This window comes from Pseudoxanthomonas sp. LjRoot125 (assembly GCF_964252705.1).
Classification (GTDB): domain Bacteria; phylum Pseudomonadota; class Gammaproteobacteria; order Xanthomonadales; family Xanthomonadaceae; genus Pseudoxanthomonas_A.
Map to the genome: position 1 here is coordinate 1,540,592 of NZ_CAXUOY020000001.1, position 19,285 is coordinate 1,559,876.

The 19,285-nt window shown below is 66.0% G+C and carries 16 protein-coding genes; 5 read left to right on the forward strand and 11 right to left on the reverse strand.

Translation table 11 applies throughout. The annotated features are described in order from the left end of the window. Positions 1 to 27 precede the first annotated feature (27 nt). From rseP to ACSION_RS07080, 8 genes are all read right to left on the reverse strand, one after another. Positions 28 to 1,389 (reverse strand): RIP metalloprotease RseP, encoded by a 1,362-nt coding sequence (gene rseP / locus ACSION_RS07045; protein WP_435305427.1) that lies wholly within the window; start codon positions 1,387 to 1,389, stop codon positions 28 to 30. Then, positions 1,386 to 2,591 (reverse strand): 1-deoxy-D-xylulose-5-phosphate reductoisomerase, encoded by a 1,206-nt coding sequence (dxr, locus tag ACSION_RS07050; protein ID WP_435305428.1) that lies wholly within the window; start codon positions 2,589 to 2,591, stop codon positions 1,386 to 1,388. Before dxr ends, rseP begins: the two co-directional genes overlap by 4 nt. A 2-nt stretch (positions 2,592 to 2,593) precedes the next feature. Continuing rightward, on the reverse strand, positions 2,594 to 3,445 hold the full coding sequence (locus ACSION_RS07055) for a phosphatidate cytidylyltransferase (protein ID WP_435305429.1): 852 nt from the start codon (positions 3,443 to 3,445) through the stop codon (positions 2,594 to 2,596). Positions 3,446 to 3,458: 13 nt separating this feature from the next. Further along, positions 3,459 to 4,217 (reverse strand): polyprenyl diphosphate synthase, encoded by a 759-nt coding sequence (gene uppS / locus ACSION_RS07060; protein ID WP_435305430.1) that lies wholly within the window; start codon positions 4,215 to 4,217, stop codon positions 3,459 to 3,461. Between the two features lie 8 nt (positions 4,218 to 4,225). Then, the gene (gene frr, locus ACSION_RS07065) at positions 4,226 to 4,783 is read right to left on the reverse strand and encodes a ribosome recycling factor (protein ID WP_093490451.1); all 558 of its coding nucleotides are present in this window, start codon (positions 4,781 to 4,783) and stop codon (positions 4,226 to 4,228) included. Between the two features lie 77 nt (positions 4,784 to 4,860). Continuing rightward, positions 4,861 to 5,784 (reverse strand): cation diffusion facilitator family transporter, encoded by a 924-nt coding sequence (locus ACSION_RS07070; protein WP_435305431.1) that lies wholly within the window; start codon positions 5,782 to 5,784, stop codon positions 4,861 to 4,863. Between the two features lie 51 nt (positions 5,785 to 5,835). Further along, complete coding sequence (gene pyrH / locus ACSION_RS07075) at positions 5,836 to 6,561, reverse strand: UMP kinase (RefSeq protein ID WP_435305432.1); 726 nt, start codon at positions 6,559 to 6,561, stop codon at positions 5,836 to 5,838. A 56-nt stretch (positions 6,562 to 6,617) separates the two neighbouring features. Continuing rightward, positions 6,618 to 6,974 (reverse strand): cupin domain-containing protein, encoded by a 357-nt coding sequence (locus ACSION_RS07080; protein WP_435305433.1) that lies wholly within the window; start codon positions 6,972 to 6,974, stop codon positions 6,618 to 6,620. Between the two features lie 64 nt (positions 6,975 to 7,038). On the opposite strand from ACSION_RS07080, the gene ACSION_RS07085 reads away from it, so the two are divergent. The 4 genes from ACSION_RS07085 (at position 7,039) to ACSION_RS07100 (ending at position 14,596) form a co-directional block, all read left to right on the forward strand. Then, complete coding sequence (locus ACSION_RS07085) at positions 7,039 to 7,734, forward strand: AIM24 family protein (RefSeq protein WP_435305434.1); 696 nt, start codon at positions 7,039 to 7,041, stop codon at positions 7,732 to 7,734. Positions 7,735 to 8,204: 470 nt separating this feature from the next. Further along, the gene (locus tag ACSION_RS07090) at positions 8,205 to 11,309 is read left to right on the forward strand and encodes a TonB-dependent receptor (protein WP_435305435.1); all 3,105 of its coding nucleotides are present in this window, start codon (positions 8,205 to 8,207) and stop codon (positions 11,307 to 11,309) included. Between the two features lie 139 nt (positions 11,310 to 11,448). Next, the gene (locus tag ACSION_RS07095) at positions 11,449 to 13,035 is read left to right on the forward strand and encodes a sulfotransferase (RefSeq protein ID WP_435305436.1); all 1,587 of its coding nucleotides are present in this window, start codon (positions 11,449 to 11,451) and stop codon (positions 13,033 to 13,035) included. Beyond that, positions 13,025 to 14,596 (forward strand): tetratricopeptide repeat-containing sulfotransferase family protein, encoded by a 1,572-nt coding sequence (locus tag ACSION_RS07100; protein ID WP_435305437.1) that lies wholly within the window; start codon positions 13,025 to 13,027, stop codon positions 14,594 to 14,596. Before ACSION_RS07095 ends, ACSION_RS07100 begins: the two co-directional genes overlap by 11 nt. 50 nt (positions 14,597 to 14,646) lie before the next feature. Here ACSION_RS07100 and ACSION_RS07105 read toward each other — a convergent pair whose 3' ends face one another. The 3 genes from ACSION_RS07105 to rpsB all read right to left on the reverse strand — a co-directional run bounded on the left by ACSION_RS07105 (position 14,647) and on the right by rpsB (position 18,159). Beyond that, positions 14,647 to 16,140, reverse strand: a complete 1,494-nt coding sequence (locus tag ACSION_RS07105) for an HDOD domain-containing protein (RefSeq protein WP_435305438.1) — start codon at positions 16,138 to 16,140, stop codon at positions 14,647 to 14,649. A gap of 208 nt (positions 16,141 to 16,348) precedes the next feature. Next, positions 16,349 to 17,227 carry a translation elongation factor Ts gene (tsf, locus tag ACSION_RS07110; protein WP_093490459.1) on the reverse strand — a complete coding sequence of 293 codons (879 nt, stop codon included), beginning with the start codon at positions 17,225 to 17,227 and terminating at the stop codon, positions 16,349 to 16,351. A 128-nt stretch (positions 17,228 to 17,355) separates the two neighbouring features. Continuing rightward, positions 17,356 to 18,159 carry a 30S ribosomal protein S2 gene (rpsB, locus tag ACSION_RS07115; RefSeq protein WP_056878324.1) on the reverse strand — a complete coding sequence of 268 codons (804 nt, stop codon included), beginning with the start codon at positions 18,157 to 18,159 and terminating at the stop codon, positions 17,356 to 17,358. A 317-nt stretch (positions 18,160 to 18,476) separates the two neighbouring features. On the opposite strand from rpsB, the gene map reads away from it, so the two are divergent. Continuing rightward, positions 18,477 to 19,253: a type I methionyl aminopeptidase gene (gene map, locus ACSION_RS07120; RefSeq protein ID WP_435305439.1), complete on the forward strand. Its 777-nt coding sequence runs from the start codon at positions 18,477 to 18,479 to the stop codon at positions 19,251 to 19,253. Positions 19,254 to 19,285: the final 32 nt, after the last annotated feature.

The window sequence follows — 19,285 nt, forward strand, 5'->3', positions numbered from 1 at the left end:
GGGCCGGCCCGAGAAAGTTCAGGGGCATCAGGTCACCAGACGCAGGATGTCGTTGTAGAACGCCAATCCCATCAGGCCCGCCAGCGCGGCCAAGCCTACGTATTGTCCAGCCACCATGTGGCGCTCGCTCAAGGGACTGCCCTTGACCAACTCGATAAGGTAATACAGGAGGTGCCCGCCGTCCAAGACGGGAATCGGCAACAGGTTGATAATGGCCAGGCTGAGGGACATGGCGGCCAAGAACCAGAGGAACCAGTCAGGCCCGCGCTTGGCCGAGACATTCGCCACCTGGGCGATGGTGATGGGCCCTGACACGTTCTTCAGCGACGCGTCGCCGGTCAGCATGCGACGGATCATGCCCAGAGAGTCCGCCGTCAGTTTGCCGGTCTCGCGGAATGCGGCCGGGATGGCGGCCAGGGGTCCGAAATGCAGGGTCGCGTCGTAGCCGGGCATCTGTGCGGCGTCAGGCGGCGCCAGTCCCAGGCCCCAGTAGTCCTGACCGTTGTCCGGGCGTTTCATGCGGCGTGGCTCGAGTTCGAAGGCCAAGCGCTCGCCCGCCCGGTCGACCTCCACCATCGCGGGGCCGCCGCGCTTGCCCAGCAAGTCGACCTGCGTGGCGATGTCCCCGAAGCCATGCACCGGCTGACCGTCGACGGCGGTGACGACATCGCCTGGTTGCAGCACGCCATCAGCCGGCGCACCCGGGCTGACCTTGCCGACGGTCGCCGGCACGACCCAGTGGCGCCATGTCAGGCCTGTCAGGCCAATCACGTTCTCCTGGTCGAAATCCACCGGCAGGCGCGAGAGAGCGAGTTGACGCGTGGCGGTCGTACCGGAGGCGGTCTCCACTTCCACCGGCACGTCCTTGCCGTCGATGGCGGCCTTGGTCAGCACGATGGAGGCATCCGTCCACGTATCGATGGCGCGGTCGCCGATCCGCACGATGCGGTCGCCGCGTTGCAGACCCGCCGCCTCTGCGATGCCCGTGACACCGCCGAGCGTGGCCGAGTAATCCTGCTTACCCAGCACGAACATCGCCCACAGCAGGGCGACGCACAGCACGATGTTGGCCGCGGGTCCGGCGGCGACCACCGCGATCCGCTGCCAGACCGACTTCCGGTTGAAGGCTTGGTCCAGCTGTGCAGCGGGGACCTCGCCTTCGGCTTCGTCCAGCATCTTGACGTAGCCGCCGAGCGGGATCGCGGCGATCGCGAACTCCGTGCCGTGGCGGTCGCGGCGGGACCACAGCGGCTTGCCGAAGCCCACGGAGAAGCGCAGTACCTTCACGCCGCACCGGCGAGCCACCCAGTAGTGGCCGAACTCGTGGAAGGTCACCAGGATGCCCAGCGCCACGATCATCCACCAGACGGAGCCCAACAGGTCACTCATCGGTTCTCGGCGCTCATGGGGGAGAGATGGCCTGCGAGGTTGCGTTCGGTGAGTCGTCGGGCCTGCGCATCCGCTTCCAGCAACGCCTCCAGCGAATCGGCCGGCGTTGCAGGCAGCGCGGCGAGGGCGTCCTCGACCAGCGCGGGAATGGATAGGAAACCCACGCGGCCCTGAAGAAAGGCTGAAACTGCGACTTCGTTCGCAGCGTTCAGGACCGCGGGCGCGGTGCCGCCCGCCGCCATGGCCTCCCAGGCCAGGCGCAGGCAAGGGAATGCGTCGGTGTCCGGCGCCTCGAAGTCCAGTCGCGGGTGCTGCAACAGATCGAGCCCCTGCACGCCGGAAGCGATCCGTTCGGGCCAGCCAAGTCCCACCGCCAGCGAGGTTCGCATGTCGGGCAGGCCGAGCTGCGCGAGCGTCGAGCCGTCGACGAATTCCACCAGCGAGTGCACCAGGCTTTGAGGATGCACCAGCACATCGAGGCGCGCGCGGTCCACGCTGAAGAGGTGGTGCGCTTCGATCAACTCCAGGCCCTTGTTCATCAAGGTGGCCGAATCAACCGAGATCTTGGGGCCCATAGACCACTTCGGATGGGCGACCGCCTGCGCGCGCGTGACCTGCGCGAGGTCCGCCCGGCTGCGTCCGCGGAACGGTCCGCCGGACGCGGTCAGCACGATGCGCTTGACCTCGGCCTGAGCCTGCCGTGAACGCAGGCACTGGAAGATGGCGTTGTGCTCGCTGTCGATCGGGATGATTTCGGCGCCAGCGGCATCCGCCGCGGCGGTCACCAGCTCGCCGGCAAGCACCAGCGACTCCTTGTTGGCCAGCAGCAGCCGCTTGCCCGCGCGCGCGGCGGCGAGCGTCGAAGACAGGCCCGCGGCCCCGACGATGGCGGCCACCACGGTGTCGCAGGCGGCATCGGCAACGAGCGCGTCGAGCGGCGCATTGCCCGCATGCGGTTGCGTCGACAGGCCGGCATCGGCGAGGCCTTCGCTCAGGCGCGCGTAGCACGCGGTGTCGGCGATGACCGCATGGTCGGGACGATGGACGAGGCAGAGCGCGACCAGGGCATCCACGTTCTGGCCGGCGGCCAGCACGCTGGCCCGGTAGCGGTGGGGATGGCGGGCGATGACGTCTAGCGCCGAGGCGCCGATCGAGCCCGTCGCGCCGAGGACCGCCACATTGCGGGGTGCGTGCGCAGCCATGCTCAGAATCCGAAGACTTCCTTGCCGAGCACGAAGATGGGCAGCGCGGCCAGCACACCGTCGATACGGTCAAGCACGCCGCCGTGGCCCGGGATCACGTCGCCGGAATCCTTCGCGCCCACGTGACGCTTCAGCAGGCTCTCGAACAGGTCGCCGACGACCGAGAACAGCACGGTGAAGATGGCGACCAGCAGCACGCCCGGCAGGTGGGCGACGCCCGCTCCTGCGATGAAGGCGCCGACAGCGGCAACCAGCAGGCCCGCCGCCAGGCCGCCGAGCAGACCTTCGAGTGTCTTGTTGGGGCTGATGCGGGGTGCCAGCTTGCGGCCTGCGAACCAGCGCCCGCCGAAATGGCGACCCGCGAAGTAGGCGCCACTGTCGGCGGCCCAGACGATCGCCAACGCGATGAACAGCCAGATATGCCCGTTCGGCTCCGACGAATGGATCAGTCCCAGGGCGCACCAGGCCGGCACGACGGCGAGCGTGCCGGCGGCCAGCTTGAACACGCGCGCCCACGTCTCGTGGTCGGAGGCGAAATGGAAGAAGCGCAGCCACAACAGCGCGAGCAGCCACCAGACGGCGCCGGCCAGCGCCATCAGGCGCAGCGGCACCAGGTCCGTGGACCCGCGCGAGGCCCAGACCAACAGCACCATCAGCAGCAGGTTGGCGGTCAGCAGTACCGTTCGCTGCAAGGTGTCGTCGATCTCGGCGAGCTTGAACCACTCCCACAGGCCGACCAGAAAAACCAGGGCCGCCAGCATGACCAGCCAGGACGTCGGCAGCAGCAGGATCGCGCCGATGGCGAACGGGGCCATGACGAGCGCGGCGATGACGCGGGTGCGGGTGGCGCTCATGCGGGGCTCGCTCTCATGCGGGACTGTCCTCCGTGGCGCCATCTGCCACTTGGGCGCTGGTCAGGCCGAAGCGGCGCTCGCGACCGGAGAAGTCGTCCAGGGCGCGCTGCAGCAAGGCGGCATCCAGGTCCGGCCAGAGCACGTCGGTGAACCAGAGTTCGGTGTAGGCCAGCTGCCACAACAGGAAATTGCTGATCCTGTGGTCGCCACCGGTGCGGATGAACAGATCGGGCGCCGGCAGGTCCGCCAGCGCCACATGCCGGCCAAGCGCGGCTTCGTCCACGTCTTGCGGTCGCAGGCGGCCTGCAGCGACCTCTTCGGCCAAGGCGCGTGCCGCGTGGGCGATGTCCTGACGGCCGCCGTAGCTTGCGGCGATGACCAGGTGCAAACGGGTGTTGCCCTGGGTCAGCGTTTCGGCCGCTTCCATGCGCGCACGGATGTCGGCGGAGAAACGCGCGCGGTCACCGATGAAGCGCACGCGGACCTGGCGACGGTGGAGTTCCTCCACTTCGCGGTCCAGCGCATTGAGGAACAGCTTCATCAGCGCGCCGACTTCTTCTTCCGGGCGGCCCCAGTTCTCGCTCGAGAACGCGAACAGCGTCAGCGCGCCGATGCCGCGCTCCAGGCAGAAATCGATGCAGACATTCACCGCGCGCGCACCGGCGCGATGGCCGATCACCCGCGGGCGGCGGCGGCGTTCGGCCCAGCGCCCGTTGCCGTCCATGATGACGGCCAAATGGCGGGGCACGGACGGGGAAACGGCAGGGGACATGGCAGTCCTCAGACCGCCATCAATTCCTGTTCCTTGGCCTTGACGACGTCATCGACGTCCTTGATGGACTTGTCGGTGAGCTTCTGGATCTCGTCTTCGGTCCGGCGCTCTTCGTCCTCGGTGATCTGCTTGTCCTTCAGCAGGTCCTTGACCTGCTGGTTGGCATCGCGGCGGATGTTGCGGATCGCGACCTTGGCGTCTTCGCCTTCGCCGTGGACCACCTTCGAGAGCTCCTTGCGGCGCTCTTCGGTGAGGGCCGGCAGGTTCAGGCGGATGGTGGTGCCGGCAGTGTTCGGGGTCAGGCCCAGGTCGGAGGCCAGGATGGCCTTCTCGACCGCGCCGACCATCTGCTTCTCCCACGGGGTGATCGTCAGCGAGCGGGAATCGGAGATGGTCACCGTGGCGACCTGGCTCAGCGGCATGTCCGAACCGTAGTAATTGACCTTCAGGTGCTCGACCAGGGCCGTGGAGGCGCGACCGGTGCGGACCTTGACCAGCGTGTGGCGGAGCGCCTCGATGCTCTTGGTCATGCGCGCCTGCGCGTCTTTCTTGATGTCGTTGAGCATCGCCCTTTCCGTTGCAAAGCCTGTAAACGACCGATTATAGGGCGATTCGATGCCGTTGCCGACCGCCCGGAGGCCCCTCAGTGGGAATGATGCGGCGCGGCATCGTGCAGGTCGTGGCCACAGGCCGCGCCCCGTTCGATCTGGAGGGTCGCGTGGTTGATCCCGAAGCGGTGGTCCAGTGCGTGCACGGTGGCATCGATGAAGGTGTCGTGATCGTCCTCGCGGGCGCGCACGAGATGTGCGGTCAGGGCGATCTCATTGGCGCCAAGCGACCAGATGTGCAGGTGGTGGACGGCGGAGACACCCGGCTGCTCGCGCAAGAACGCGCCGACCTCTTCAGGATCGACACTGCCGGGGACGGCGTCCATGGCCGCGTCGAAGCTGTCGCGCAGCAGCCCCCAGGAGCCAACGGCGACGACCACGGCGATCAGCAGCGCCGTGGCCGGGTCCAGCCATGCCCAGCCGAGCGTCGCCATGCCGACGCCGGCCAGCACCGCCGCCAGCGAGACGGCCGCATCAGCCATCAGGTGCAGGAAGGCGCCACGCTTGTTCAGGTCGTGCGCATGCCCGTCGCGCACCAGCCAAGCGGCGCCGAGGTTGACCACGATGCCAAGCGCCGCGACCACGATCACGGGCGTGGCGGGAATCTCGGGCGGCGCGCTGAAGCGACGCACGGCTTCCCAGCCCAGTGCGCCGGAGAAGACCACCAGTAGCAAGGCATTGGCCAACGGAGAGAGGAGGGTGGCGCGCCGCCAGCCATACGTATGGCGTCCACGGGGCGGGCGGCGTGCCAGCGCGGCCGCGCTCCAGGCCAACGCCAGGCCCAGCACGTCGCCCAGGTTGTGCACGGCGTCGGACAGCAAGGCCAGCGAATTGGTGTAGAAGCCGTACCCCGCTTCGATGGCGGTGTAGGCGAGATTGATCAGTGTGACCAGCGCGAAAGCGCGCGTGGCCGAGCCGTGGGCGTGCGCATGCGCCCCATGTCCGTGTCCGTGTCCCATCCGCCTAGGGTGCCGGCGGACCGGCACGGACACTATTACAGCGGGCTTGCGTCAGTTGCGGCCCTTCACCAGGGTGCCCACGTGCTCGCCGCGCAGGATGCGCATCAGGTTGCCCGGCACCGACAAGTCGTAGATGCGCAGCGGCACGTCGCTGTCGCGGCAGAGCGCGAACGCGGCGGTATCCATCACCTGCAGGTCGCGGACGATCACGTCGTCATAGGTCAGCTGATCGAAGCGCTTGGCGTCGGCGTGCTTGCTGGGGTCCTTGTCGTAGACGCCGTCCACCTTGGTGGCCTTCAGCAGCAGGTCCGCACCGATCTCGATCGCACGCAGCGCGGCGCCGGAGTCGGTGGTGAAGAACGGGTTGCCCGTGCCGGCGGCGAAGATCGCAATGCGGCCCTTCTCCAGATGACGGATGGCGCGGCGGCGGATGTAGTCCTCGCACACGTCATTGATCTTGATGGCGCTCATCACGCGGCACTTGGCGCCCAGTTTTTCCAGGGCGTCCTGCATGGCCAGCGCGTTGATGACGGTGGCCAGCATGCCCATCTGGTCGCCGGTGACCCGGTCCATGCCGCCGGCGGCCAGGCCTGCGCCGCGGAAGATGTTGCCGCCGCCGATCACCAGGCCGATTTCGGCACCAGCGTCGCGCGCCTCGATGATCTCTTTGGCGATCCGGGTGATCACGGCCGGGTCGATGCCGTAGTCCTCGGCCCCCATCAGCGCTTCGCCGGAAAGTTTGAGCAGGATGCGGCGATAGGCAAGGCGTGCGGTCATGGGGATCTCGGCGTGGGGGCAAACAGCGTAATTCTATCCGAGCGTCACGTAGTGCGTCAGTCGCCGGGCTCGTAGATCGCGTACAACTTGCGTGCCGGCTCAAGCACTTCCCAGGTACCGCTGAAGCCGGCGGGCACCACAAAGCTCTGGCCGGCCTCCCATACGGTCTCTGCGCCATCCTCGCCACGCAGTCTCAGTCGGCCCGCAAGCAAATGGCAGAACTCGTGTTCGGTGTAGTGGACGCGCCACGCCCCGGCATCGGCCTCCCAGACGCCACAGTGGAAGCGCGCATCCGGGGACGAGAATGCATTGGCGACCGCTTGCGTCGGCTGTCCGGACAGCAGCCGGTCGGCCGCGACGGCTTCGCGCGGTACATCGTCCAGCGCATGGGGGACGGGCAGGATGTGGGGCATGGCAGGGCCTCTGGAAGAGCGGCTTATGATGGAACTCCCATCAGGCGACCATCAAGGCTTCGACATGAGCGTGCGCACGCTGCAGGAATTCATCGCGTCTTCCAGGGAAAAGGATGCCAGTGCGGACGCCTTCGAGTTGGAGAGCCCGCACCTGCTCGAGGTACGCCTGGACGGATTGGTCTGGGCCAAGGCCGGGGCGATGGTGGCGCGCAAGGGGGCGGTCAAGTTCACCCGGCAGGGCGTGCTGGAGCAGGGCCTGGGCAATCTGCTGAAAAAAGCCGTCAGCGGTGAGGGCATGCAGCTGATGAAGATCGAGGGGCAGGGGCGTGTCTACCTGGCCGATGCGGGCAAGAAGATCACGCTGCTGCGCCTCGCGGGCGAATCGATCTTCGTCAACGGGAACGACGTCCTGGCCGTGGAGTCGGGCATCCAGAGCCGTATCACCATGATGCGCAAGGTCGCCGGCATGCTGTCCGGCGGTCTCTTCAACGTTCGCCTCAGCGGGCACGGCATCGTTGCGATCACTTCGCACTACGAACCGCTGACACTGCCGGTAAATGCGCAGACCGGACCGGTGTTTACCGACCCGAACGCGACAGTTGCGTGGTCGGGCGGCCTGACGCCCGAAATCGTTACCGACATCTCGCTGGGCACGCTGCTGGGACGGGGGTCCGGGGAAAGCGTGCAGCTCAGGTTCGCGGGCGACGGCTGGGTGGTGGTGCAGCCCTACGAAGAAGTCGTGTACCAGCCGAGGCAATAAGCGCCCGGCGTTTCTCTCTGTTCCGGGGTCGCCCGCCGGTGCATGGAGGGGCGGCTTCGATTGCAGTGGTGGAAATCACCTGCACAGCCGGCGCCCAGCCCGCTGCCGCGCTGCCGAGGCTTCCCAGGCGCGGGCGCGCGGCCACGTGCGTCAAAAGCGGCGCCTGGCAAGGCGGACCTCCGACATCCCTCGCGACCCGCAACGGCGTGTCGAAGCCGCGCGGAGGCGCGTTCTGTTACCGCTATTACGTTCGGAGGCGTCCGAAAAATGCCCCTCAGGGGGGGCAAAACTACACAGCATTTTGTGATGGATTTGGCAATATTACTTGAGTGTTGCGTAACCTAATTCCAACATTTGATTAACCTGCTATTAAGGCCCGTGACTTGCATCGCACGATCAAGGTCACGCTGGTCGGAGGGCGGGCCCGTCCGGACGCTCATGTGAATCAACCTGCAGCAGGGAGTCGCACAGTGTCCAAGCGTACGTTCAATCGAACACTCAAACGCAGCGCCCTTACCGTGGCGCTCGGCGTCTGCTTCAACTCTTCGATTTATGCCCAGTCCAATACCTCCGGTGCGGTCTTCGGCCAGGCCACGGCGGGCGAGAAAGTCCTGGTCCAGAACCCGGCCACCGGCTTCAGCCGTGAAATAGCGATCGGCGCCGACGGTACCTACCGTGTATCCGCGCTGTCGCCCGGCACGTACCGCGTGACGCTCCAGCGCGCAGACGGCACCACGTCGACGCGCGAAGTGGCGGTCAACGTCGGTACCGGTACGGCCGTCAATTTCGCTGCGGAAAGTTCCGGGAGCGGTGCCACCACACTGGGTACGGTCACGGTCACCGGCTCCCAACTGGTCAACCCGATCGACGTGTCGTCGGTCGAGTCCACCACCATCCTGACCGCCGAGCAGCTCGCCCGGATCCCCGTACCCCGCGATACGACCTCGGTGGCGTTGCTCGCCCCGGGCACCGTGCGCGGTGATACCGCCTTCGGCAATCTCGCTTCGTTCGGTGGTTCGTCCGTGGCGGAGAACCAGTACTACATCAACGGCTTCAACGTCACCAACTCGTTCCGCAGCCTCAACTTCTCCAAGGTGCCGTTCGAAGGCATCGCCGAGCAGCAGATCAAGACCGGTGGCTACGGTGCCGAGTTCGGCCGTTCGCTGGGCGGCGTGGTCAACCAGATCACCAAGCGCGGCACCAACGAGTTCAAGGCCGGTGCCAACGTGTTCTGGGCGCCCAAGTCGCTGCGCTCGGACGTTGACGACTTCAAGTATTCCAATCCGCTGGTGCCAGGCGATTACGGCGACGTCGCCGAGGACAACAGCAAGGACGAGACCGACCAGCTGGTGACCAGCGTATGGGCGGGCGGCGCCCTGGTGAAGGACACCCTGTTCGCCTACGCGCTGCTGTCGTACGGCAACACGGAATCCACCACCTACGGAAGCGTCGACAAGTTCACTAACCGCGACGCGGACCTGAAGAACCCGACCTGGCTCGCCAAGTTCGACTGGAACATCAACGACAGCAACAAGCTGGAGTTCACCGCGTTCTCGGACAAGCAGGAGACCGAGACCCGGGTGTACGCCAACACGCCGGGCGAGGTCGACCGCACGGCCTACGCGGGCAGCCTGTTCGACGAACAGGGCGGCACCAACTACGTGTTGAAGTACACCGGCTACCTCACGGACACCTTCACCCTGACGGCATTGGCCGGCCATGGCGAGTTCAAGCGCAGCCAGTACCTGGTGAATCCCGATGGTTCGCGGGTCTCCTACAACGGCGACATCACCACGGCCTACACCACCGACATCAACGGCACCACGTCGCTGGGCGGCTGCCCGGTGATCCTGGACGTGCGCCCCGGCTACCGCAAGGGAATCACAGGCACTTACGGCAGTTTCTGCAACCTGACCGAAGACGGGTTGCTGCAGGCGTCCAACAACAAGGACACCCGCGACCAGTACCGCATCGACGCCGAGTGGATCCTGGGCCCGCACCAACTGCGCTTCGGCGTGGACGTGGACAACTTCGAATCCATCGCCGGTGAAGCGAATCCGGGCGGCTGGCTGTGGCGCTACTCGACCAACAACGGCCCCGACGGTCTGGCCAACACCGGCGACGAGTTCGACGTGGTGCGTCGGCAGACCACGGCCCGCGGTACGACCATCGAGGTCAAGCAGCGCGCTTACTACATCGAAGACACCTGGAAGATCACCGACAACTTCCTGGCCTACCTCGGCGCCCGCTGGGATACGTTCGAGAACCTGGGTGCCGATGGGCGCGCGTTCGTCAAGATCGACAACCAGTTCGGTCCGCGCCTGGGCTTTTCGTGGGACGCGAAGGGCGACTCGTCGCTGAAGATCTACGGCAACGCCGGCCGCTACGCGCTGCCGCTCACGCCGAGCGTCGCGGTGCGCGGTTCCAGCGCCTCGATCTACCAGCGCTCCAACAACAACCGTTTCTCGGGCGTAGACCCGGTGACCGGCGCGCCGATCCTGATCAATCCGCTGAATCCGCTGAACCTGATCAACGGCGAGGACGGCAGCGCGCATGACCCGGCCACCATCGCCAGCAAGAACCTCGACCCGATGTACCAGGACGAGTTCATCCTCGGCTTCCAGAGCGCGTGGACCGACCACCTGAACTTCGGCGCACGTGCGATCTACCGCAAGCTCAAGGCGGCCATCGACGACAACTGCGACTACACCGCCATCACCGAACTGGCGGACGCCGACGGGCTCGATTACACGGTGCCGAACCCCGGCTTCCCGTATTGCCGCCTGTTCAACCCGGGCGAGGACGCAGTGCTGGTCACCGACCTCAATGGCGACGGTATCTACACGACCTACACGGTAGACGGCGCGCGTCTGAGTCCGCCGGCCAGGCGCTCGTACAAGGCGCTGGAGCTGTTCCTGGATGGCAGCTGGGACAAGTTCTTCTTCCAGGCTTCGTACACCCTCGGCTACAACAAGGGCAATACCGAAGGCGGCGTGAAGTCGGACATCGGCCAGGGCGACACCAACACCACGCAGGACTTCGACTACATCGAGCTGACGGTCGACACCTACGGCTACCTGCCCAACGACCGTCGTCATGCGCTGAAGATGTTCGGCAACTACGACTTCAGCGAGCAGTGGTCGCTCGGCGCCAACGTCCTGGTGCAGACCGGGCGGCCGATCAACTGCCTCGGCGTGCTGGACCGCAACCCGCTGGAACCCGTCGGTACGGTCACCAACTACAACCCGCACCCCTACGGCTCCGGCTTCATGCGTTGCAGCAATTCGGAGAACGGCGCGTCGGACGACTCCACGGTGAGCGCGGTGCCGCGCGGTACCGCGGGTCGCCTGCCGACCACGACCACGCTCGACTTGAACCTCGCGTATCGCCCGAACTGGGCGTCGGGACTGCAGTTCAAGATGGACGTGTTCAATGTGTTCAACTCGCAGAAGGTCACGTCCGTGAGCGAAGTGGCGGAGGATTCGGCGACGGGCAACCCCCTGAGCACCTATCTGCTGCCGCGTTCCTATCAGGCACCGCGCTCGGTCCGCTTCATGGTCCAGTACGATTTCTGACAAGACGTTCGCTCCGCAAAAAGATGGTTAGCGATTGCTCTCTTCTTGGCCGCCTTCGGGCGGCCATTTTCTTTTGTGCGGATGGGTGCGGTGACGTCCGGGCGGATATGCTTGGCCAAACCCCACCCTGATGGCGACCATGAACGAAGCGCTGCAGCGCCACTGGAACGAGGCGAGCCGCCATGAAGCGGCGGCGGATCAGGCGGCGGCCCGCGCGTGTTATGAGGCGATGCTCGCGATAGAGCCCAAGCTGGTGGCGCCACACCTACGACTTTCACGGCTTGCGCAGATCTCGGATCGTTACGTCGACGCCCGCCGCCATGCGTTGCAGGCCGCCGTGATTTGCGATGAAACGCAGGATGCAAGAAGCGTGGGCTTCGTGAGCCTGCGATTGCTGGCGTTTGCCGAGGATGGGGAGATCGTTCGCCTGATCCGATCCATGGACTGGTCCAATCGTGACGTCCTGCAGCAGGCGGCGGTGCTCGCACAGCATCTTTGGCTGGTGAATCAGCACGACACGGCGCTAGAGTTCCTGACGCATGTCGGGGCGCGCGTCAAACCCAATGCCCTCTTGTGCTACACGCGCGCCAACATACTCAGGTCGTTGGGCAAGCTGGGCGAAGCTACCGAGCATTACGAGTACGCTTTACGGCTCAGTCCGAACGATGCTTACGTCCATCGAACACTGGCGTACCACCAGGCCTCCAACCCTCCGGGCATTCGCGTGCCGAGGGTCGCAGCGGCGCGCCGCCAGCATGCGGACGGCTCCCCCGAGAGCGCCCAGCTGCTGTACGCCTTGTTCAAGGAGCTCGATGCGGCGGATCAGACGGCCGCCGCGTGGGACGCGTTACAGGAAGGCGCTGCCGTGGTCCATCGCGCACTGCGGCATGATCGGGAAGAGGAGGCGCGGGGCTTCGAACGGCTGCTGCGTCCCGACCCATGGGCGATGTCGTCGCCGTTGGTCGCTGAACCAGCGGGCGCCGTCCCGATCTTCATCGTTGGCTTGCCGCGGACGGGCACGACGTTGCTGGATCGGGTGCTCGACAATCATCCCGAGGTGGTGTCGCTGGGCGAACGTAACGACCTGGATGCTGCCGTGAGCGAGATCTCCGACCATTTCTACAAGGGTGGCCTGAAAGAGTCGCGCTGGGAGAAAGTGCAAGCGGCCGATCCCGCCCGGATCGGCGCGCGCTATCTGGAACGCTTGGCGCCCATGGTCGCGGGGCGCCGTTGTTTCATCGACAAGAATCCACAGAATTTCTTCAATGTCGGGCTGATACTGCGGGCGCTTCCACAGGCGCGTATCCTCTGTGTACGGCGGGACCCCATGGATGCCTGCTTCTCGAACCTGAAGGAATTGTTCGAGGGCGGTGCTTACCCCTACAGCTACGGCCTCGAGGATCTGGCCGCCCATCACCGGGGGTTCGAGAAACTGATGGCGCACTGGAAGGAACGCGCGCCGGGAGCCGTGCATATCCTGGATTACGAAGCATTGGTGCAGGCCGGAGACGAAACACTGATCGATGTGCTCGCGTTCTGCGGGCTGTCGCCTGTCGGTGGGATGCTCGACATCACCGCGAATGCGTCGCCGGTGTCGACGGCGAGCAGTTCGCAGGTTAGGTCGCCGATACACGGCCGTGGCATCGGCGCCTGGAAGCGATATGCGCCGCAGTTGGAGCCTCTGCGGCTGATGTTGGACGCGCAAAGGATCGAGAATGCAGGTTGAGTCGATCTCCAGTCGCGTGGCCGGATTGACGGCGCGGGCGCAGGCTCATGCCGCGGCCAAGGACTTCAGGCAAGCGACCGAGTGCTACCTGCGAGCGCTGGAGCTTTCGCCCGACGATCCGGACATCCTGTTGCAGTTGTCCTACATCGAGTCGCTCGCGGGGAACTATCGGGCTGCGCATGGCTACGTGCTGCAGGCCAGCAAGCTTCAGGCGACGCGTGCCGACGTCTTGAAGGAGTTGCTGGCGCGATTGCGCACCTTCAACGAAATCCCGGCGATGCTGGCATGCATCGAGCGCATGTTGCCCATCTCCCGTATCCCGATCCCCTCGTTGATTACCATCGCTGCGCAACTGACCTACGCCGGGTTGCCGCAGCGGGCGATCGTCTTCCTCGACGAAGCGCTGCGCGGGGATCCCGACTATCCCCCGACACTATTGTCGCGGGCCCATGTGTTGATGTTCCTGGGGCGCTTCGCCGAAGCCGCGGACGACATCGCGCGGACGATCGCGCGCGCGCCGCGGATCGCCCAGGCGTACTGGCTGCGATCGCAGGTACGGAAACAAGCCGGCGGTGAGGATCATCTTGCGCAGATCAAGGTGCAACTCCAGGCGCCCCAACGGACCGCACAGGACCGTGCATTGCTGGCCTTCGCGCTGCACAAGGAACTGGACGATCTGGGTCGGCACGACGAGGCTTGGGATGCGCTGCGGGAAGGGTGTGCCAGCAAGCGCTCGTCGCTGCGCTACGACGCGGCGCGATCGCGGGACGTGTTCGAGCGGTTGCTGCGTTTCGAGCCCGGTGCTTTCCCCGTTGCGGAGTCGTCGGAGGTCCATGCCACGCCGGTGTTCATCGTGGGCATGCATCGTTCCGGCACCACGTTGATCGAGCAGCTGCTCGACGGCCATTCCGAGGTGCGCGGTCTGGGTGAGCTCTACGATTTCACAAGCGCGATGCGCCATGCCGCCGATCATCATTGCGCCGGCGTGATCGATCCGGAGATTGTCGAGCGCGCAGCGGCCGTCGACTTGTCTTCCGTGGGTAGGCGCTATCTGGACGGCATGGCGTGGCGGTTGTCGGGTGAACGCTGCTTCACCGACAAGCTGCCCTCGAACTTCCTCAACGCGGGTTTCATCTGCGAAGCCTTGCCGCAGGCGAAGATCCTGCACATGGTCCGCGATCCCATGGAAACCTGCTTCTCGAACCTGCGGGAGTTGTTCTCCGACGCAAATCCCTACAGCTACGACCAACTCGAACTTGCCGACTTCTACCGGCACTACCGAGCGCTGATGGCCCACTGGCATGCGCGATATCCAGGAAGGATTCTGGACGTGGACTATGCGCAGCTCACGCGCGACCCCGAGCAGGTCATGCGACGGGTCTGCGACTTCATCGGCATTGCGTTCGAACCCGGGATGCTGGGGATGCAGTCGCGGACGCGTGGCATCGTCACGGCAAGCGCCGTGCAGGTGCGCGATCGCATCCAGGTGCAGGAGACCCCCAAATGGCGCGCTTACGAACGGCACCTCGTGCCGTTGCGGGAACGGCTCGGCGGGGCGTGAAGGGTCATGGGAGCAGCTGAAGCGCAATCGGCTGACCCGATGCGGCCACCTCAGGGGCCGACCGCACCCACCGAGACGCGATTGCGCCCTTCGCGCTTGGCGCCGTAGAGCGCTTCGTCCGCCGCGCGCAGCAGGTCGTCGACGTGGCGGAACTGTTCCAGCGTGCCCTGCGTGGCCAATCCGGCCGAGAAGGTCACGTGTAGCGGCTGGCCGCTGACTTCGGCCATGGCCGAGCCGGAGACCTCCGACAGGATGCGGCGCACGACCAGGGCCGCAGCCTCCTCGCCGATGCCCGGCAGCACCACCAGGAATTCCTCGCCGCCGTAACGGGCGACGATGTCGCTGCTGCGCACCCGCCGCATCAGCACCTTGGCGAAGTTGCGCAGGACTTCGTCGCCGACCAGGTGGCCCCAGCGATCGTTCACCTGCTTGAAATCATCGAGATCGATGAAGGCGATCGACAGCGGCCAGCCATGGCGGGTGGCGGCCTCGAACTCCTTCTCCAGCACCTCTTCCAACTGGCTGCGGTTGTACGCACCGGTCAGCGGATCGCGGCGCACTTCCTCGGCGAGGCGACGCGCGCGGTCTTCGTGTTCATCGGCTTCCTTGCGCGCGCGCGCGGCTTCCTGGATCTCGCGGAGATTGCGCACCACCAGGAGTTCGCGCGCCTGGTCCAGCAGCGCCTGGATGCGGGCAGGGGGGGCAGGCGGCACATCGAACATCACGCAGACGTCGGGCAGGGCGGCCACCATCTCCTCGGTCAGGGCGAGGAACGCGGCGTAATCCAACCCGAGGCGGGTGGCCGCATGCAGCGCTGCATCGCGATGCGCGGCTTCGGTGCGAGCCGCGTCGTCGGCCGCCAGCCAGATATCAGCGATGTGTCCCGATACCGCGACGCAGGCATTGAAGCCGGTATCGGAGGCGGGGTGCTCGCTTTCGATGATCGCCTCGCGCAACAGCGCCGGCAGATTCCATTGGCGCGCCAACCAGCCGCCGACGGTGGCGTGGTCGCAGCCCAGCAAGTCGCGCTCGGCGGCGATCAGCGCCGCGTTGTCCTCGGCGCTCTCCACCAGACGTGCGTAATCCTCGCCCAGCACTTCGAGCAGGGCCAACATGCCGATGTCCTGCAGCAGGCCGGCCAGCATCAGTTCTTCGGCTTTGCGGATGCCCGCATGCTGGCCGAGCAGGCGGCTGGCCAGTGCGGCGATCACGCTGCGGCGCCAGACGCGCGCTTGCGCCACCGGATGGCTGCCGCTGCCGCAGCGCGCCAGCGAGAAACCGAGCGCGAGCGTCAGCGTCGCATTGAGGCCGAGCACCGTCAGTGCCTGCGACAGGTTCTCCACGCGACGACGGCTTGCGTATAGCGGCGAGTTCGCGATGCGCAGCATGCGCGCGCTCAACGCAGCATCCAGTCCGATCGCATCGGCCGCGGTCGCCATCACGACCTCGGGGTCCTGCGCGAGCTCGATGATGCGCAATGCCACGCCCGGGGGGCTTGGCAGGTTGCGGCAATTCAGGAGCTGGGCTTCGAGTTCGGGACGCATCCGGGTGCGCACTGCGTTGAAAGGAGTTGCCGGCAGCATGCCAGCAAAGCGTGACGAAGTGTCACCTTTGTAACCAGTTTCGGCGCAGGAAGGACAAACTTTAGTGGCGCGCGACGAACGGTCGCGGTCATCAGGGGATGCGCTCCCGGAAAACAAGAAAGCCGCGGTTCCCCGCGGCTTTCTTGCATACGACAGGTTTGGCGATGGCTTACGCCAGGCCGGCCTGCTTCATCACTTCGGCGGCGTAATCTTCCACCACCTTCTCGATGCCTTCGCCGACCACCAGGCGCTGGAAGCCGATCACGTCGGCGCCGGCGGCCTTGACCACCTGCTCGACCGACTTGTCGCTGTCCAGCACGTACGGCTGGCCGTACAGGGTGACTTCGTTGACGATCTTGTTGATCTTGCCGGAGATGATCTTCTCCAGGATGTCGGCCGGCTTGGCCTTGTCCTTGTCGGACATCTTGGCCAGCTCGATTTCCTTTTCCTTCGCCACGAACTCGGCCGGCACATCGGAGGCCTTGTTGTGCGGGGGGTTCATCGCGGCGATGTGCATCGCCAGGCCGCGGGCCAGGTCGGCGTCGCCACCCTTGACCTCGACCAGCACGCCGATCTTGCCGCCGTGCACGTAGGCCGCGACGCTGTTGGTGCTGTCGATGGCGACCAGGCGACGGATCTGCATGTTCTCGCCCAGCTTGGCGATGGCCGCGGCGCGGGCTTCTTCCACCGTCTCGCCGGAGGCCAGCTTGGCGCTCTTCAGCGCATCGGCATCGGCGGCGCCGGACGTCAGCGCGGCCTGCGCGATCGCGTCCGTGAAGGCGATGAAGTTGCTGTCCTTGGCGACGAAGTCGGTCTCGGAGTTGATCTCGACCAGCACGGCCTTGCCGCCGTCCTGGGCCACGGCGATGCGGCCTTCGGCGGTGACGCGGTCGGCTTTCTTGTCGGCCTTGGCCAGGCCGGACTTGCGCAGCCACTCGGCGGCGGCGTCGATGTCGGCCTTGTTCTCGGTGAGCGCCTTCTTGCACTCCATCATGCCGGCGCCGGTGCGCTCGCGCAGTTCCTTGACCAGGGAAGCGGTGATTTCCACGGGATTACCTCGGTTAGCGAATTCGGTGGACGGTACGGATGCCGTCCTGTCGTATCCCGGTCGGCGCGGATCGCGCCGGACGGGAGGAAAGCCGCCGCGCAGCATGGCGCGGCGGCGTTGCAGCCGGATTACTCGGCAGCGGCTTCGTCGGACTTCTTGCCGGCGGCCTTCTTGGCCGGGGCGCGACGGGCGCCCTTGTCGTCGCCGCCTTCAGCGAACTCTTCCTCGCGGACGGTCGCGGCGTTCGGCGATGCGGCCTTGCCTTCCAGCACGGCGTCGGCGGCGGCACGGGCGTACAGCTGCACGGCGCGGATGGCGTCGTCGTTGCCGGGGATGGCGTAGTCGACCAGGGCCGGGTCGTAGTTGGAGTCGACCACCGCGATCACCGGGATGCCGAGCTTCTTGGCTTCCTTGATGGCGATGTCTTCATGGCCGATGTCGATGACGAACAGCGCGTCCGGCAGACGGTTCATGTCCTTGATGCCGCCCAGCGAGGCTTCCAGCTTGTCGCGTTCGCGGCGCAGGCCCAGCACTTCGTGCTTGACCAGCTTCTCGAAGGTGCCGTCGGTTTCGGCGGACTCCAGTTCCTTCAGGCGGGCGACCGACTTCTTCACGGTGGCGAAGTTGGTCAGCGTGCCGCCCAGCCAGCGCTGGGTCATGTACGGCATGCCGCAACGCACGGCTTCTTCCTTCACGGCTTCGCGCGCGCTGCGCTTGGTGCCCAGGAACAGCACGGTGCCGCGCTTCTGGGCAACGCCCGATAGGAAGTTCATCGCGTCGTTGAACAGCGGAACGGTCTTCTCGAGGTTGATGATGTGGATCTTGCCGCGGGCACCGAAGATGTACGGCGCCATCTTGGGGTTCCAGTAGCGGGTCTGGTGGCCGAAATGGACGCCGGCTTCCAGCATCTGGCGCATGGTGACTTGGGGCATTGCTCTACTCCTGATAAGGAACCCGCCGCCAGGCAAAAGGAAGGCGGTGCCCGCGAGGGCAGGGTTCCGGGGTTGGGCCTCCCTGTCGCTTCCGTGACCGAACCCTTCTGGTGAAGGGCACCCCGGCACGGGCGGTGGCGACAGGTGTGGATTCGTCGGTGACGCCCGACGTGGGCGGTCCGGCCGGGCGTGCCCGGGCGCGAAGCCGCGGGATTATACCCGTCATCGGCGGCTGGCCGCAAACCGAGGGTGGGCCGCGACGGGGGCGGAGGTCCCGGGGCGTTCAGCTGGCGGGCCAAATGGGGGATAATCGGCCAATGGCCATCCAGCTGAAAACCCCCGAAGACCTCGCCCAGATGCGCATCGCCGGCCGGTTGGCCGCCGAGGTGCTCCAGGTGGTCGCCCCGCACGTGAAGCCGGGCGTGACCACCGCCGAACTCGACCGCATCTGCCACGATCACATCGTCAACGTGCAGAAGGCGATCCCGGCGAACGTGGGCTACAAGGGCTTCCCGGCCACCGTCTGCACGTCGGTCAACAACGTCATCTGCCACGGCATCCCCAGCGAAGGGAAGGTCCTCAAGGACGGCGACATCCTCAACATCGATGTCACCGTCATCAAGGACGGTTGGCACGGCGACACCAGCCGCATGTATGTCGTCGGCACCCCGTCCGTGATGGCCAAGCGCCTGGTGGACGTCACCCGCGAGGCCATGTTCCGCGGCATCCGTGCGGTGAAGCCGGGCGCCACCCTGGGCGACGTGGGGCACGCGATCCAGCAATACGCCGAGGGCGAACGCTTCACCGTGGTGCGCGAGTACTGCGGCCACGGCATCGGCAAGGTCTACCACGACGAACCGCAGGTGCTGCATTACGGCCGCTCGGGCGAGGGCGTGGTCCTGAAGCCGGGCATGACCTTCACCATCGAACCGATGATCAACGAGGGCGCCCGCCATACCAAGGTGCTGCCCGATGGTTGGACCGTGGTGACCAAGGACCGCAAGCTCTCGGCACAGTGGGAGCACACGGTGGCGGTCACCGAGGATGGCGTCGAAATCCTGACCCGCGTGCCGGGCGACGACAACGACCTGTGAGCGTCCCGGCAGCCGCGAACGGACATGCGACG